We start from the raw sequence: 14,843 nt of genomic DNA, 5'->3' as shown, positions 1-14,843 counted from the left end.
CCCCCGGGGCGGCTATGGCGAGACCGTGCCGCGGTACACGTAGTGGCCGCTCTCGGCGGGGCTCAGCTCCACCAGGGCCATCGGTTTGCGCTTCGGGTTCCCCTGCTCGTCGAAGGCGATCCGGCCGCTGAGGCCGGGGAGCTCGGAGCGCTTGCCGACCTGGAGCAGCATGTTGCGCACCCCGGCCGCGTCCACCGCGGCCTCGCCCTGCGGTCCGGCGGCCAGCCGGCTCGCCTTGCCCAGGCAGAGCACCGCGTCGTGGCCCATCATCGCCTGGCCGTTCTGAAGCTCCTGGTCGCCGCCGAAGCGGGCGTCGTGGTAGGCGTCCCGGAAGGCGCGGAAGGGGTTGCCGTCGCGGGGGTAGAGCTTGGCCGTGGCGTCGGGGTGGGCGTAGGCGGTGTAGAGGACCTTGATGCCGCTGTGCTTCCACCGGGTGAGGACGTCACCGGCGACGGCGAGCGAGCCCTTCGCCTGGGGGTCGAAGAAGACGCCGACCGCGCTGGAGCCGGAGACCACGGTGAGCTCGCAGCTGCGGCCGGGCGCCGTGAGGGCCTGGAGGAAGAGCTTGAGCTCCCGTCCGCGCCCGGCGAAGTAGACGGCCTTGACCGGACGCTCCGGACGGCAGACGGTGTCGGCGATCGCGGCGAGGGCGGTGGCGGTCGAGGAGCTGCCAGAGACAAAGGACTGTCCCTCCGCGGTCTCCAGCTTCAGCCCGTGGGCGCGCCGCGCCCGGTCGAAGTCCTGGTCGAGGGACTCGTTGTACGAGTCGTCGTGCTTGATGTCCTTGACGACCTCGACCCGGAACCGCGGATCGGCGTCCTGGCGGCCCTTCAGATACTTGGCGGCGATGGCGGTCTGGTCCCGGTTGGGCGAGGACACTCGGAAGAACACCGGCTTCTCGGCGGACAGCCGGTCGGCCGCGACCGTCGCGCCGACCATCGGGATCTCCGCCTTACGCAGGGCGTCCACGGCGGATTTCGTGGTCTCCAGGCTCTGCCCGAAGCCGGCGACCCCCACCAGCCGCTCATCCCCGGACATCGTGGTCAGCTGCTCCACCAGCGGCTTCCACTGCTCGCCGCCCTGCCCGCTGTTGGCGAGCAGCAGCTTGATCTGCGGGGTGCGGCCGTGGCCGCTGTCGGGGTCGTTGAGTTCGCGCTGCGCCAGATACGCGCCCTCGATGGCCTGCCTGACCACCTCCGGTCCGCGGTCGTTCGCGCGGGGGCCGCCCTCTCTCCGCGTCATGGGCTCGGTGTAGGCGACCGCGACCCAGGGGTCGCCCGACTCCTCCACCCTGCGGTTCTCGGCGCGGATCTTCTCGCTGACCTTCTTGAGCTCGGGGCTGAAGACATACGAGCCGTCGGTCACCCCGACGCACTCCTGCCCCGGCCCCCGCTTCCAGACCCCCTCGGCGCAGCGCTCGGGCCCGTCGTCCCCGAGCCACCACACACCCGCCAGGACGAGGCAGGCGACGACAGCCAGCGTCACCGCGGCCCACAAGCCCCGCCGGGACGGGGGTCTCGGTGGCACGTACATCCTGTCGCTCACCACGGCTTCCCCTCGTACTGCGCCGCCTTCGCCAGCAGCGTCCGGTCCCAGCTCACGCTCTCGGTGTGGGTGGTGAGCGTCCTGAAGCGGGCGGCGATCTCGCCGTAGAGCTCGGCGTACAGATCGCCGAGGGGGTCGCGATAGGGGTCCCCGACCCGGTCGGTGGCGGGCGAGGGCGGTGGCTCGGGGCCGATCCAGCTGGCCGCCAGCAGGCGGGTGACGGTCCGCAGCCGGCTCTCGACCTCGCCCTCGTTGAGGAATTCGACCAGCGCCTCGTAGCGCTCCCAGGGCTGGCGGTGGGGGGCGTCGGGGCCCACCGGGCGCAGCGGTGCCCGGCGCAGCCGGCACAGCTCGGCGCACCAGTCCTCGGCGGCGATCCGGCCGAAGCGCTCGTTCAGATAGGCGGCCGCGGCGGGCAGATCGCCCAGGGCGAGGGCGTGATACGCGGCCAGGCCGGGCTTGTCCGCCTCCTCGGCGCGGGCGCGCAGCGCGGTGTGGGTCGCCTCCCAGCCGTCGGCGCCGGATTCGCCGGGCGAGGCGGGGGCCGGAGCGGCCAGCTTGCGCAGCAGCAACAGCCGCAGCAACGGGTGCAGGGTCTCGGTCCGCCCGTCGGCGGCCCGGTCGCCGGTGTCGATGTGCATCGTGCAGAGCGCGTCCGCGCAGAAGTCGTCGAACTCCTTCTGCGCCGCCGCGTTGGCCTCGCCCCACAGCTGTCCGGCGACGCCCGCGTGGGCGAGGTCGACGGACGCGGCGGCCCGGGTGAGCGCCCGGATCAGCTCCCTGCTCGCGTCGATCGGCAGCAGCCGGTCCAGCAGGCCGTCGACCAGCGCGTCGGAGGGGTCGAGGACGCGCCGCAGCCGCTCCTCCCAGTCCATGGTGTCGCCGCGGCCGAGCAGCGCCTCCAGCACCGCGGCGGTGGCGGCGGGCTGGCCCCGCGTCAGCTCGTAGACCGCCCAGCCGAGCCATTTGACGCCGCTGTCGGCCCTCGGGGCCCGTAAGTCGCGCCCGGCCGCGCTCAGCACCTCCTTCGCCTGGCGCTCCACCTCGAGGCGGCGCAGATCGCGCAGCTGTCCGACGCACAGGCCCCTGGCGACCTGGGCCGGCCGGAACTCCTCGCCGTCCCAGCGGCCCGGGTAGGCGCCCGGCTGCGGCGCCCCGCCCCAGGCGTGGTCCTCGAAGACCCGCGGATAGCTGCCCGCGGCGGCCATGACGACCAGCGGGTCCGCGGCGTCTGCCTCCCGGCGCGCCTCCAGGAGGAGTTCGAGGAAGTCGCTGCCGAGAGGGGAGTCGACATTGTCGAGCAGCACCAGACAGCGCGAGGTGCGCCGACGGTCGCCGCTCCGGGTCCCATAGGCGCGGCGCAGGTCGTCCAGGAAGGCCGCGAAGAGCACCGCCTCGGCCCGCTTGCGCTCGTCGTCCTCACCGGCGCCGTAGCGCCGGTTGAGCTCGAGGAGGAAGGTGTCGTACGGCTGCTGGGGCGCGGTGCTGCGGATCCGCCGGAGCCGCAGGCGGGTGCGCAGCCGGCCCCAGCCGCGCTGCCACTCGGGCAGCAGCGGCAGGGCGGCGCCGGCCAGCCCGGGCGCGCCGACCATCCCGGCCACCGCGTCCGCCAGCCGGCCCAGCACCTCCAGGCGGCGGCTGTCCGGGCCGGCCAGCGCGTCCGCCATGTCGCGTACGGCGGTGTCCCGGTCGATCCCGTCCACCTGGGCGGCCACGGCCATGACCAGGAGGCCGAACGAGGGGAAGGTCAGCCGGGGGAAGTCCGCCTTCCGCGCGTTGAGCCGGAAGACCAGACCGGTCAGCGCGTCGATGGGCTTACCGCCCTTCTGGCCGAGGTCGGCCAGGTCGAGGCGGGCGACGGGCGCGCGCTGGGCCCACCGCTCCAGATGGCGCAGGAGGGTGGTCTTGCCGCTGCCGCGCGGGCCGAGCAGCAGGGTGGCGTCGAACTGCGGGCCGGGGGCGCGGGCCCGGCCGAGGCCGGACCCGCGCCCTCCGTCACTCTCGCGTCTCAGCCGCGCTTCGGCGTAGGCCTCCACGGCCCGGTCCCGCTCGGACTCCCCCGCCCACTGGCGGCGCATGGCACTCCCCCGTCCCCCCGGCGCCGGGTTTTCGCGCGTCTGTCTACGAAAGCGCCGAAGGGGCGAGGATACAAGGAGCTCACCCGTTCGACATGCCCTCCTTACCGGTGAGCGGGCGCAGGGTCAGGGTGTAGTCGTAGGGCTCGTCGGCCTTGACCCGGTACTGGTCACGGACCGGGTTCGGGGTGTCGCCCACTCCGGTGACCGCGTGGTCGGCGTGCAGGGTGTTCCAGCCCGGGTTGCGCTTGAGGAAGTGCGGGTAGGCGGCGCGGTCGAGCTCGTCGTACGCGGTGGCTCCGGCCTCCAGGTCGCCGGAGACCAGCAGCCCGCGGCCGCCGCCGTCGGTGAGCGAGGCCCAGCGCACATCGTCGTGGTTGCCGTGGTCCTGGGGCTTGAGGTATTCGACGTACTGGTCCTCGACCGGGCTGGACCACACGCCCATGGGGGTGCCGTCCTTGCGGTCGTTGAAGTTCTCCACGGGCCCGCGGCCGTACCACCGGAAGGTGTCGTACCGCTCGGGCACCCGCAGTTTCAGGCCGATGCGCGGCAGATACGACAGCGTGCGGAACTCACCGCGCGCCTCGACCCGGTGCCGGACGCCGACCTGGCCCGCGCCGTCGACCCGGTAGTCGACGGTCTGCTCGAAGGACGCCCCGGTCACATCGGGCGCGGCGGCAGTGGAGCGGACGGTCACGGTGACCGTGCCGTCCTCCGCGGGGGTCACGTCCACCCCGTCCACGGTGGTGCGCAGCCGGTCGAGCCCGAGGGACCGCCACCGCTTGCCCTCGGCGGTGCCCCAGTCGGAGCGCTCGTTGCTGATCGGGGCGCGCCAGGCGTCCAGTTCGGGGCCGGAGCGCAGCAGCTCGCGGCCCCCGACGCGCATGGAGGTGAGCGTGCCGTCCTTCTTGCCGAAGGTGTAGCGGAAGCCCTCGCCGGTCACCTCGACGCTCTCGCCGCGGTCGTCGGCGGTGGCCGGGCGGGCGGCGGTGGCGGGCGCGACCGGCTCCGGCACCTTGTCGCCGCCGACCGCGAACTGGCCGAACGACACGACGTGCCCGGCCTTCGCCCAGTCGGTGTCCCGCGCGGTGACGGCCTGGACGGTGAGATACCGCTCGTAGCCGCCGGGGTTGGCGGGCGGGGCGGGCAGCTGGACGTCGGCGCTCTCGCCGGGCCCGACGTCCAGCGCGCGGGCCCCGCTCGCCACGGTCTTCGCGCCCTGGGTGACCGTCCAGCGCAGTCTGAGGTCGGAGGTGCCGGTGAAGGCGCGCTCGCTGGTGACCTTCACCTGGCCGGAGCGGGGGTCGGTGCCGGAGGGGGCGGTGATCCGGATGGGCGCCTGCACCCAGGCGAGCTGGGCGGTCTCGGGCTCCGGGGCGCGGTCGGCGGTGACCAGCCCGTCCACGCCGGACTCGTACAGGCCGTAGGAAAGGTAGCTGCCCTTGCGGGTGAAGTCGTCGAAGTCCAGGGCGATCAGCGCCTCGCCCTTGGGGTCCTCGTCCGCGGCGAGCTGCCCGGCGGTGAGCGCCGTCCCGTAGACGCGGACCTGGTCGACGGTGCCCTTGGCGGTCCGCCCGGCGTAGCCGTCCTCCATGGTGTCGGTGTTGCGGCCGACGCCGAGGTCGAAGCCGGTGTAGTCGATGCGGCCGGTCCAGGGGGTGTCGGCGAGGCGCTCGCCGTCCACGTAGAGGGTCAGCCTGCTGCCGTCGTAGGTGCCGGTGACGCGGTGCCAGGCGCCGGTCCAGCCGTCGGGGACGGGGGCGGTGACGGTGCGCGGTTTGCCTTCGCTGGTGAGGGTGAACTCGAGGGTGTCCTCGTCCTTCATCCGCAGGACGTACTGGTCCCCCTTGCTCACTATCGTGAAGTCGCCGGTCCAGGTGTCGGCGGGCTCGACCTGGGCGTCGAGGGTCACGGAGGTGCCGGTGAGGTCGAGCTTCGGGTCGCGGTAGACCTCCACGAAGTCGTCCAGGCCGGACAGCCGGAGGGCCTTGCCGCGCTTGCCCGGGACGACCTCGGGCCGGCCGGACAGGCTTGCGGCGATGCGGTTGCCGGAGGAGTCGGGGGTGGTGATCAGCGGGCGGCGGATGTTCTGCTCGGCCCAGTCCCAGATGAAGCCGCCCTGGGCATTCGGGTAGGCGCGCATGACCTCCCAGAACTCCCGGAAGTTGCCCAGGCTGTTGCCCATGGCGTGCGCGTACTCGCCCATCACGATGGGCTTGGTGAACGTCTTGGCCTTGCTCTCCAGGGAGGCCGGGGTCGGGTAGCGCGGTCCGGCGATGTCGGCGAACGGCGCGTCGCCGTCCGGCCGGTTGGACTGGTGGTAGAGCGGCCGGGTGGGCTCCTGCCGCCGGGTCCACTCCGCCATGGTGTAGTGCGCCTTGCCGAGCCCCGCCTCGTTGCCGGTGTCCCACATGATGACGCTGGGGTGGTTCTTGTCGCGCTCGACCATGCCCTGGTGGCGGTCGAGGAACGCCTTCTGCCACTCGGGCTTCTCGGCCAGGCAGTTGTTGGGGCAGTTCTCGTGGCTGTGGGTCTCCACCTCCATCTCGTCGTCGATGAGGATGCCCTCACGGTCGGCGAGTTCGTAGAGGTAGGGGTCCGAGGGGTAGTGGGAGGTGCGGATCGCGTTGACGTTCAGCCGCTTCATCAGCCGGATGTCCTGCTCCATGCGGGCGCGGGTGGCGTGCCGCCCGGTGGCCGGGTCGGTCTCGGCCCGGTTGACGCCGCGGATCAGGACGCGCTTGCCGTTCAGCTTGAGCTGCTTGTCCTTGACCTCGACCTCGCGGAATCCGATGTTCTGGCCGACGGTCTGCACCGCCTTCCCGGCCGGGTCGCGCAGGGTCAGCTCCAGCCGGTAGAGGTTCGGCGCCTCGTCCGACCACTTGGCGGGGTCGCTGACGCGCGCGGTCAGCTCGGCCCTGCCGTCGCTCTCCTCGGCGGTCAGCCGCCGCACCTCGCGGCCCTTGGGGTCGTAGAGGACGCCGGTGACCCGGTGCGGGCCGCTGTCGTTGCTTTCGGGGCTTTCGGCTCGCTCGATGTCGACCTCGGCCCGCAGGGTGGCGTCGCGATAGTCGTCGTCGAGGTCGGTGGTGAGGTACGCGTCCTCCATGCGGGTCCTGGGCGTGGAGTACAGCGTGACGGAGCGGAAGATGCCGGCGTACCGCCACTGGTCGTAGTCCTCGAGGTACGAACCGGCGCTCCAGCGGTGCACCTGGACGGCCACGCGGTTGGTGCCCGGGCGCAGATAGTCGGTCACATCGAACTCGGCGGGCACATAGCCGCCCTGGTCGTAGCCGACGTACCGGCCGTTGATCCACAGGAACCAGCCCGAGGTTACCCCGTCGAACCGGATCACCTGACGGCGGCCGTCCCAGCTCGCCGGCACCTGGATGTCCCGGAGGTACGCCCCGGTGGGGTTGACGTCGCGGGGGACCTTCGGCGGGGCGTCGGGGACCATCTCGCTCTGGACGTTCCGGAAGAGCGGGTGGTCGAGGTCGTCGGTCTGCCAGGTGTGCGGGACCTGGACGCGTCTCCAGGCAGTTGCCGAAGTGGCTGTTGCGCTGTAGTCCTGCTTCCAGAAGCCCTGCGGCGCGTCCTCGGGCCGGTCCGCGATCGCGAACCGCCAGGTGCCGTCCAGGCTGCGCTCCCACTTCTCGCGGTCCGGACCGTCCGGCCGCAGCAGGGTGTGCGGCGGCTCCTGCCCCTCGCCGGTCACCTCCGGGTCCTCGAGGTAGGTGTGCACATCGGCCGGGAACTTGCCCGCGTCCGCCGCCCTGCCCAGGGCCGTGTCCGCCGCGGTGAGGCTCAGTCCTGCGGCCGTGGCCATCGCCAGCACCGCGCCGAGCAGCCTTCTGAAGCCGCGTCTGTTGTGTTTGCTGTGCCCAGTGCTCACTCCGACCCCACTTCACAGTTTCGGAAGAAAACCAACACAGTTGAACAGCACCGCACGCTATGCAGTGACTCCTGCGGCGTCAACAGGGGCGGGGGACGGGGGTCGACAGAGGGAGGGCTTCACACCGATGGTGAGACAGCAATACTGGAACACCCGACCGATGAGCCGATCGTGCGGCAGAGCGGAGAGCGAGGCACGGCGCATGGCGACCACCGACACGGCCACCACCGACACCGAGGAACCGACGCTCACCGTCGACGAGTTGGCGGCCCGCGCCGGGGTGACGGTCCGCACGGTGCGCTTCTACGGCACCCGCGGGCTGCTGCCGCCTCCGGTGATCGGCCCGCGCCGCGTGGGCCACTACGGCCCCGAACATCTCTCCCGCCTGGCGCTGATCGAGGAGCTCCAGCACCATGGCATGACCCTGTCCGCCATCGAGCGCTATCTGCGGCAGCTGCCGCCCGGCCTCAGCGCGGACGACCTGGCCATCCACCGCGCGCTGGTGGCCTCCTGGGCGCCCGACGCGCCGGAGGAGGCGACGCGGGAGCAGCTGGCGCGGCGGGCCGGGCGCCCGCTGTCGGAGGAGGACATCGACCGGCTGGCCGCGCTGAACGTGCTGGAGCGCACCGAGGACCCGGACGTTCTGCGCATCGACCCCGGCGTGCTGCACCTGGGCATGCGGCTGCTGGAGGTGCCGATCGCGCTGGAGACCATCCTGGCGGCCCATACGGTCGTCCTCGAGCACACCCGGTCCGCGGCGCGCGAGCTGAGCAGGCTCTTCCGCGACGAGGTGTGGGGGCCGGACCACGAGGGCGGGTCCGGCCCGTCCGGGGCCGAGCGGGTCAGGGCCAAGAAGTCGCTGTCGGCACATATGCAGCCGCTGGTGGTGCAGGCGCTGGTGATCGCCTTCCAGCGGTCGATGAAGAGCGAGCTGCGCGGCTGGTACGGGCAGGAGGACCCGGAGGCCCCTGTCAGTCCGTGAACGTCTCGCCCTTCGACGCCTTGTCCAGCAGCAGCTCCGGGGGCGCGAAGCGGTCGCCGTACCGGGTCTGGAGCTCGCGGGCGCGCGCCACGAAGCCGGGCAGCCCTCCCTCGTAGCCGTTGATGTACTGGAGCACACCGCCGGTCCAGCCGGGGAAGCCGATGCCCAGGATCGAGCCGATGTTCGCGTCGGCGACGGAGGTCAGCACGCCCTCCTCCAGGAGCCGGACCGTGTCGAGCGCCTCGGAGAAGAGCATCCGCTCCTTCATGTCCTCGAACGGCACGGCGACGTCCGGCTTGGTGAAGTGCTCGCGCAGGCCGGGCCACAGCCCCGCCCGACGGCCGGTCGCCTCGTCGTACGTGTAGAACCCGGCGCCCCCGGAGCGGCCCGGGCGCCCGAACTCGTCGACCATCCGGTCGATGACCGCGTCGGCGGGGTGGGGCCGCCAGGTGCCGCCCGCCTCCTCCACGGCCCGCCGCGTCTCCTCGCGGATCTTGCGCGGCAGGGTCAGGGTCAGCTCGTCCATCAGCGCCAGCACCTTGGCGGGGTAGCCGGCCTGGGCGGCGGCCTGCTCGACGGACGCGGGCTCGACGCCTTCTCCCACCAGCGCCACACCCTCGTTCATGAAGTGGCTGATGACGCGCGAGGTGAAGAAGCCGCGCGAGTCGTTGACCACGATCGGGGTCTTGCGGATCTGCCGCACCAGGTCGAAGGCGCGGGCCAGGGCCTCGTCGCCGGTCCGCTCGCCCTTGATGATCTCCACCAGCGGCATCTTGTCGACGGGCGAGAAGAAGTGCAGCCCGATGAAGTCGCCCGGGCGCTGGACGCCCTCGGCGAGCAGGGTGATGGGGAGGGTGGAGGTGTTGGAGCAGAGCACCGCGTCGGGGGCGACGATGTCCTCGATCTCCTGGAAGACCTTGTGCTTGAGCGCCGGGTCCTCGAAGACCGCCTCGATCACCGCGTCACAGCCGGCGAGATCGCCGGGGTCGGCGGTGGGGGTGATGCGGGCGAGCAGTTCGTCCCGCTGGACCTCGGTCGTACGGCCCTTGGCGAGGGCCTTGGCGAGCAGCCCCTCGGAATAGGCCTTGCCCTTGGCGGCGGCCTCGGCCGAGACGTCCTTCAGGACGACGTCGATACCGGCCCTGGCGCACGAGTAGGCGATGCCCGCGCCCATCATCCCGGCGCCCAGGACGCCCACCTTGCGGACCTGGCGCGGCGCGATGCCGTCGGGCCGGCTGGCGCCGGAGTTGACCGCCTGGAGATCGAAGAAGAACGCCTGGATCATGTTCTTGGCGGTCTGGCCGGTGACCAGGTCCACGAAGTAGCGGGCCTCGATGATCTGCGCGGTCTCGAAGTCGACCTGGGCCCCCTCGACGGCGGCGGCCAGGATGTTGCGGGGCGCCGGGTAGGGGGCGCCGCCCAACTGCTTCCTCAGGTTGGCGGGGTAGGCGGGCAGTTCGGCGGCGAACTTCGGGTGCGCGGGGGTGCCGCCGGGGATCTTGTAGCCCTTGACGTCCCAGGGCTGCTGGGATTCGGGGTGCGCGTCGATGAAGGCACGGGCCTTGGCCAGCATGTCCTCCGGGGAGTCCGCGACCTCGTGCACCAGGCCCGCCTCCAGTGCCCGCCGCGGGGCGTACTGCCGGCCCTCGAGCAGGACCGTCAGCAGCGCGTCGGCGACGCCGAGGAGCCTGACCGTACGGGCGACGCCGCCGCCGGCCGGCAGCAGGCCCAGAGTGACCTCGGGACAGCCGATCCTGGAGCCGGGGGCGTCGAGGGCGACGCGGTGGTGGCAGGCCAGGGCGATCTCGAAGCCGCCGCCGAGGGCGGCGCCGTTGATCGCGGCGACCACGGGCCTGCCGAGGGTCTCGATGCGGCGCAGGCCGCGCTTGACCTCCATGCTGGTGTCGTACGCCCGCTGGGCGTCGCCCGGCCCGATCTTGATCATGTCCTTGAGGTCGCCGCCCGCGAAGAAGGTCTTCTTGGCGGAGGTGATGACGACGCCGCGGATCGAGTCCCGCTCGGCCTCCAAGCGGTCGGCGACCGCGGTGAGGGAGGCGATGAACGCGGCGTTCATGGTGTTGGCGGACTGAGCGGGGTCGTCCAGCACAAGGGTCACGATGCCGTCGTCGCCGCGCTCCCAGCGGATGGCGGTCGCGGCGGTGGGGGTGCTCATGGTTCTTGGCTCCCTGGGAAGTCGTGGAGGCGGTGCGGGTGGGCCCGGGCGCTGCGGCCCGGCCAAGGCCGTGTCCTAGACGCGTTCGACCACGGTCGCGATGCCCATGCCGCCGCCGACGCACAGCGTGACCAGCCCGTAGCGCTGCCCGCGCCGCTCCAGCTCGTCGACGAGCGTGCCCAGGATCATCGCCCCGGTGGCGCCGAGCGGATGCCCCATGGCGATCGCCCCGCCGTTGACGTTGATCCTGTCCATGTCGATGCCCATCTCCCGGGCGAAGCGCAGCACGACGGCCGCGAAGGCCTCGTTGATCTCGACCAGGTCGATGTCGTCGATCGTCAGCCCGGCCTTGGCGAGGGCCTTGCGGGTGGCGGGCGCGGGGCCGGTCAGCATGATGGTCGGGTCGGCGCCGGAGACGGCGGCGGAGACGATACGGGCGCGGGGCGTGAGGCCGAAGCGCTCGCCGACCTCGGCGCTGCCGATGGCGACGAGCGCCGCGCCGTCCACGATCCCGGAGGAGTTTCCGGCGTGGTGGACGTGGTCGATGGCCTCGATCCAGTGGTACTTCTGGAGCGCCACGGCGTCGAACCCGCCCGCGGCGCCGATGGTGGCGAAGGACGGCTTCAGCCCGGCCAGGGAGTCGGGCGTCGTCCCGGGGCGGATGTGCTCGTCGCGGTCGAGGACCGTGAGGCCCGCGCGGTCGAGGACCGGGACGATCGAGCGGTCGAAGCGGCCCTCCTTCCACGCCTGAACGGCGCGCTCCTGGGAGAGCGAGGCGAACGAGTCGACGTCATGGCGGGAGAAGCCCTCGATGGTGGCGATGAGGTCCGCGCCGACGCCCTGTGGGATGAAGCCGGTCTCGTAATTGGTCATCGGATCGGCGAACCAGGCGCCGCCGTCGGAGCCCATCTTGACCCGCGACATCGACTCGACGCCGCCCGCCAGCACCAGGTCCTCCCAGCCCGAGCGGACCTTCGCCGCCGCCAGATTGACGGCTTCGAGGCCCGAGGCACAGAAGCGGTTCTCCTGGACGCCCGCGACCGTCTCGGGGAGCCCGGCCGCGATGGCCGCGACCTTCGCGATGTCGGAGCCCTGGTCCCCGAGGGGGCTGACGACTCCGAGCACCACGTCGTCGATCGCCGCCGGGTCGAGGCCGGGCAGCCGCCGGCGCAGCTCGTGGATGAGGCCGACGACGAGGTCCACCGGCTTGGTGCCGTGCAGGGCCCCGTCGGCCTTGCCGCGCCCGCGCGGGGTGCGGATGGCGTCGTATACATACGCTTCGGTGCTCACGTCAGCAGCCTTTCGGGATGTTCGGACGGGGCGGGAGGCACGGCACGGGCGCGGCGGCGGCGCGGCGCCTCACGGCGGGCCCTCCTGCGGGAAGGACGGCACGCCCCAGTCGCAGGCCACCTCGGCGGCGTCCGCCCCCGGCCGGGCGGGCGGGCGGCGCACCGAACCCGGGGTGGCGGAGAACCGCGGGGCGGGGGCGGGCTGGGTGATGCCGCCGTGGTCGACGAAGGTGGCGCGGGCGGCCAGATGCGGATGCCCAGGGGCCTCGCGTAGGGAGAGGACGGGGGCGACGCAGGCGTCGGACGAGGCGAAGACGGCCGTCCACTCCTCGCGGGTGCGCTGCTTGAAGCGGGCGGCGATGAGGGCGCGCAGCTCGCCCCAGCGGTCGAACTCGCGGCGGCCCGGCGCCTCCTCGGCGATCCCGAGGAGCTCGATGAACTCGGCGTAGAACTTGGGTTCGAGGGCGCCGACGGCCATATAGCCGCCGTCCGCGGTCTCGTAGGTGCCGTAGAAGGGGGAGCCGCCGTCGAGGAGGTTGGCGCCGCGCCGGTCCTGCCACCCGCCCGCCGCCATCATGCCGTGGATCACGGCGGTCAGATGGGCGGTGCCGTCCACGATCGCGGCGTCGACGACCTGGCCGTCGCCGGAGGTGCGGGCGTGCTGGAGGGCGGCGAGGACGCCGATCACCAGATAGAGCGCGCCGCCCGCGTAGTCCCCCAGGAGGTTGGCGGGGACGGCGGGCGGGCCGTCCGGGGCGCCGATCATGCCGAGCGCGCCGGTGACGGCGATATAGGCGATGTCGTGGCCGGCGGTGTCGGCGAGGGGGCCGTGCTGGCCCCAGCCGGTCATCCGGCCGTAGACCAGGCGGGGGTTGCGGGCCAGGCATGCGTCGGGGCCCACGCCCAGGCGCTCGGCGACGCCCGGGCGGAGCCCTTCGACGAGGATGTCGGCGCGCTCCACGAGGTCGAGCACGGCCGCCTGGCCCGGCTCGGTCTTGAGGTCGAGGAGGACGGAGCGCTTGTTGCGGTTGGCCAGGTCGTACGCCGGGTCGATCTTCAGCCCGCCGGGGCCGCCGGGCCGGTCGACGCGGACGACGTCGGCGCCGAGATCGGCCAGGACCATCGCGGCGAACGGGCCCGGCCCGATCCCCGCGAGCTCCACCACGCGCACCCCTGCCAGCGGGCCGTGCTCTGTCGCCGCCATGCCGTCCCCAAACCGTGTGACACTACCGCTGTAACACCGCTGATGCTAAGAACGCGCCCGGCATTCCACAAGCCCCCACGGCGGGCCTGTGGATAACCGGACGGAAACTCAAAAAGGCTGGTCCGCCGGGTATTTGACGGGCAGGGCGCGGGCGTCGGCCGACTCGGTGGTTGCCCGTCCTCACCCGGCCTTCTCCACGCTAGCGGCAGCCGCCGACAACGGCCGCTCCGGCACGAGGTGGTCATCGGGTGCTTCCGGGTCGGTGAGCCGGGCGAGACGCTGCGGGACATTGCCGCCGACCAGCACGATCACCAGCAGGGTGAGCCCGAAGGTGAGCGCCGCCAGCGCCCGTCCGAGGGACATGCCCTCCGCCAGGTGGGCGCCCAGCACCGGCGCCACCGCGCCGCCGAGCGCCCCGGTGTTGTAGACGAAGCCGAGCGACGCGGCCCGGGTCTCGGTCGGGAAGTGGCTCGCGATGTATTTGGGCAGGATCCCGGATATGCCCTGGCTGAGGGCGAGCAGGAAGAAGAGCAGCACCCCGAGCCCGACCAGGCTGTCCTGCACCGCGAACACCGGGAAGACGAAGGCGAGCGAGGCCAGGAGGGTCCAGGCGTAGGCGCGCCGGGTGCCCAGCCAGTCCCCCACGAACCCGGCGAGCCAGCAGCCGGCCATGGTCCCGAACCCGGCGTAGAACATCATGTCCGTGACCTCGCTCGGCGAATAGTCGAGCTCCTCCTTCAGATAGGTGGGCAGCAGCGCCTGGATGGGCCAGCTGTAGAGGAAGGCGCAGAACACGGTGCACATCAGCGCCACGTACAGCACCCAGCGGCGGCGCCCGCCGAGCTGCGCGGCGAAGGCGAACAGACAGCCCGCCGCCAGCAGCGCCAGCGGCCACACCAGCCCCTTGCCCACCGGGGTGAAGACGCAGAACAGCGCGACGCTCGCGAGCACGGCCAGCGCCGTGTTCAGCGAGGCCCGGCCGCGCCCGGTGAACAGCGGCCCGAACGGGTTCGGGCGCGCCCCACCAGCGGCCCCACCAGCGGCCCCACCGCCGGCCCCGCCGCCGACCGCCCCGCCCCCGGCGCCCTTGCCGTCCGCCGCCCCGCCGCCGCCCGCCGCGCTCCAGTCCCCGGCCTCCGGGAGCGCGCGCCGCACCCACAGCGCCACGAACACCGGCAGCACCCCGATCCAGAACAGCCAGCGCCAGCCCCAGTGGGGCACCACCCACTTGTAAAGCTCGGCGGCGATGATCGAGCCGCCCGCGAACCCGGAGATCAGAAAGCCGGAGGCGCGGTTGCGCAGCCGGGTCGGCCAGCTCTCCAGGACGTAGGTCGCGCTCGCGCTGTACTCCCCCGCCATCCCCATGCCGATCAGCAGCCGGGCGGTGAAGAGGCTGAAGTAGTCCCATGCGAAGCCGCAGGCGAACGTGCCCAGCGAGTAGAGCAGAATGCTGGCGATCATGGCGGGTTTGCGCCCGTAGCGGTCGCCCATCGCGCCGAGCAGGGCGCCGCCCAGCCAGCGGGTGATGAACGCCCCGGAGACCAGGCTCGCGGCCGACGCGCCGCTCAGGTCGAACTCGTCGGCTATCTCCGTCAGGACCAGCGTGATCAGGACGAAGTCGAAGCCGTCGAGCAGATAGCCGATCCAGGCGGCGAACATCGCCTTCCACTGCCGCCGGGAGAC

At 72.6% G+C, this 14,843-nt stretch carries 8 protein-coding genes; 1 reads left to right on the top strand and 7 read right to left on the bottom strand.

What is annotated here, in order from left to right; translation table 11 throughout:
• Window positions 1-12 precede the first annotated feature (12 nt).
• The 3 genes from ACZ4WQ_RS24390 to ACZ4WQ_RS24380 form a co-directional block, all read right to left on the bottom strand.
• A complete protein-coding gene (locus tag ACZ4WQ_RS24390; protein WP_358844732.1) occupies window positions 13-1,533 on the bottom strand; it encodes a type 1 periplasmic-binding domain-containing protein in 1,521 nt (506 codons plus the stop codon).
• 8 nt (window positions 1,534-1,541) lie between these two features.
• Window positions 1,542-3,623 (bottom strand): ATP-binding protein, encoded by a 2,082-nt coding sequence (locus ACZ4WQ_RS24385; protein WP_468022389.1) that lies wholly within the window; start codon window positions 3,621-3,623, stop codon window positions 1,542-1,544.
• A gap of 79 nt (window positions 3,624-3,702) precedes the next feature.
• Window positions 3,703-7,512 (bottom strand): glycoside hydrolase family 2 TIM barrel-domain containing protein, encoded by a 3,810-nt coding sequence (locus ACZ4WQ_RS24380; protein ID WP_468022388.1) that lies wholly within the window; start codon window positions 7,510-7,512, stop codon window positions 3,703-3,705.
• A 202-nt stretch (window positions 7,513-7,714) separates the two neighbouring features.
• Here ACZ4WQ_RS24380 and ACZ4WQ_RS24375 point away from each other — a divergent pair, with 202 nt between their 5' ends.
• Window positions 7,715-8,494: a MerR family transcriptional regulator gene (locus ACZ4WQ_RS24375; protein ID WP_311725618.1), complete on the top strand. Its 780-nt coding sequence runs from the start codon at window positions 7,715-7,717 to the stop codon at window positions 8,492-8,494.
• Here ACZ4WQ_RS24375 and ACZ4WQ_RS24370 read toward each other — a convergent pair.
• The 4 genes from ACZ4WQ_RS24370 to ACZ4WQ_RS24355 all read right to left on the bottom strand — a co-directional run bounded on the left by ACZ4WQ_RS24370 (window position 8,484) and on the right by ACZ4WQ_RS24355 (window position 14,819).
• The gene (locus ACZ4WQ_RS24370; protein ID WP_468022387.1) at window positions 8,484-10,667 is read right to left on the bottom strand and encodes a 3-hydroxyacyl-CoA dehydrogenase NAD-binding domain-containing protein; all 2,184 of its coding nucleotides are present in this window, start codon (window positions 10,665-10,667) and stop codon (window positions 8,484-8,486) included. The two genes, ACZ4WQ_RS24375 and ACZ4WQ_RS24370, sit on opposite strands and share 11 nt — an antisense overlap.
• A gap of 75 nt (window positions 10,668-10,742) precedes the next feature.
• Complete coding sequence (locus ACZ4WQ_RS24365) at window positions 10,743-11,957, bottom strand: acetyl-CoA C-acetyltransferase (RefSeq protein ID WP_358844687.1); 1,215 nt, start codon at window positions 11,955-11,957, stop codon at window positions 10,743-10,745.
• Between the two features lie 69 nt (window positions 11,958-12,026).
• Window positions 12,027-13,160 (bottom strand): CaiB/BaiF CoA transferase family protein, encoded by a 1,134-nt coding sequence (locus ACZ4WQ_RS24360; RefSeq protein ID WP_468022386.1) that lies wholly within the window; start codon window positions 13,158-13,160, stop codon window positions 12,027-12,029.
• A 180-nt stretch (window positions 13,161-13,340) separates the two neighbouring features.
• Window positions 13,341-14,819: a sialate:H+ symport family MFS transporter gene (locus ACZ4WQ_RS24355; RefSeq protein ID WP_398374018.1), complete on the bottom strand. Its 1,479-nt coding sequence runs from the start codon at window positions 14,817-14,819 to the stop codon at window positions 13,341-13,343.
• Between the last annotated feature and the right edge of the window lie 24 nt (window positions 14,820-14,843).

The sequence above is a fragment of the Streptomyces sp. NPDC028305 genome (genome assembly GCF_055569495.1).
Note: the sequence above shows the minus strand (reverse complement) of the source record. Positions and strands in the feature narration are given on the sequence as shown.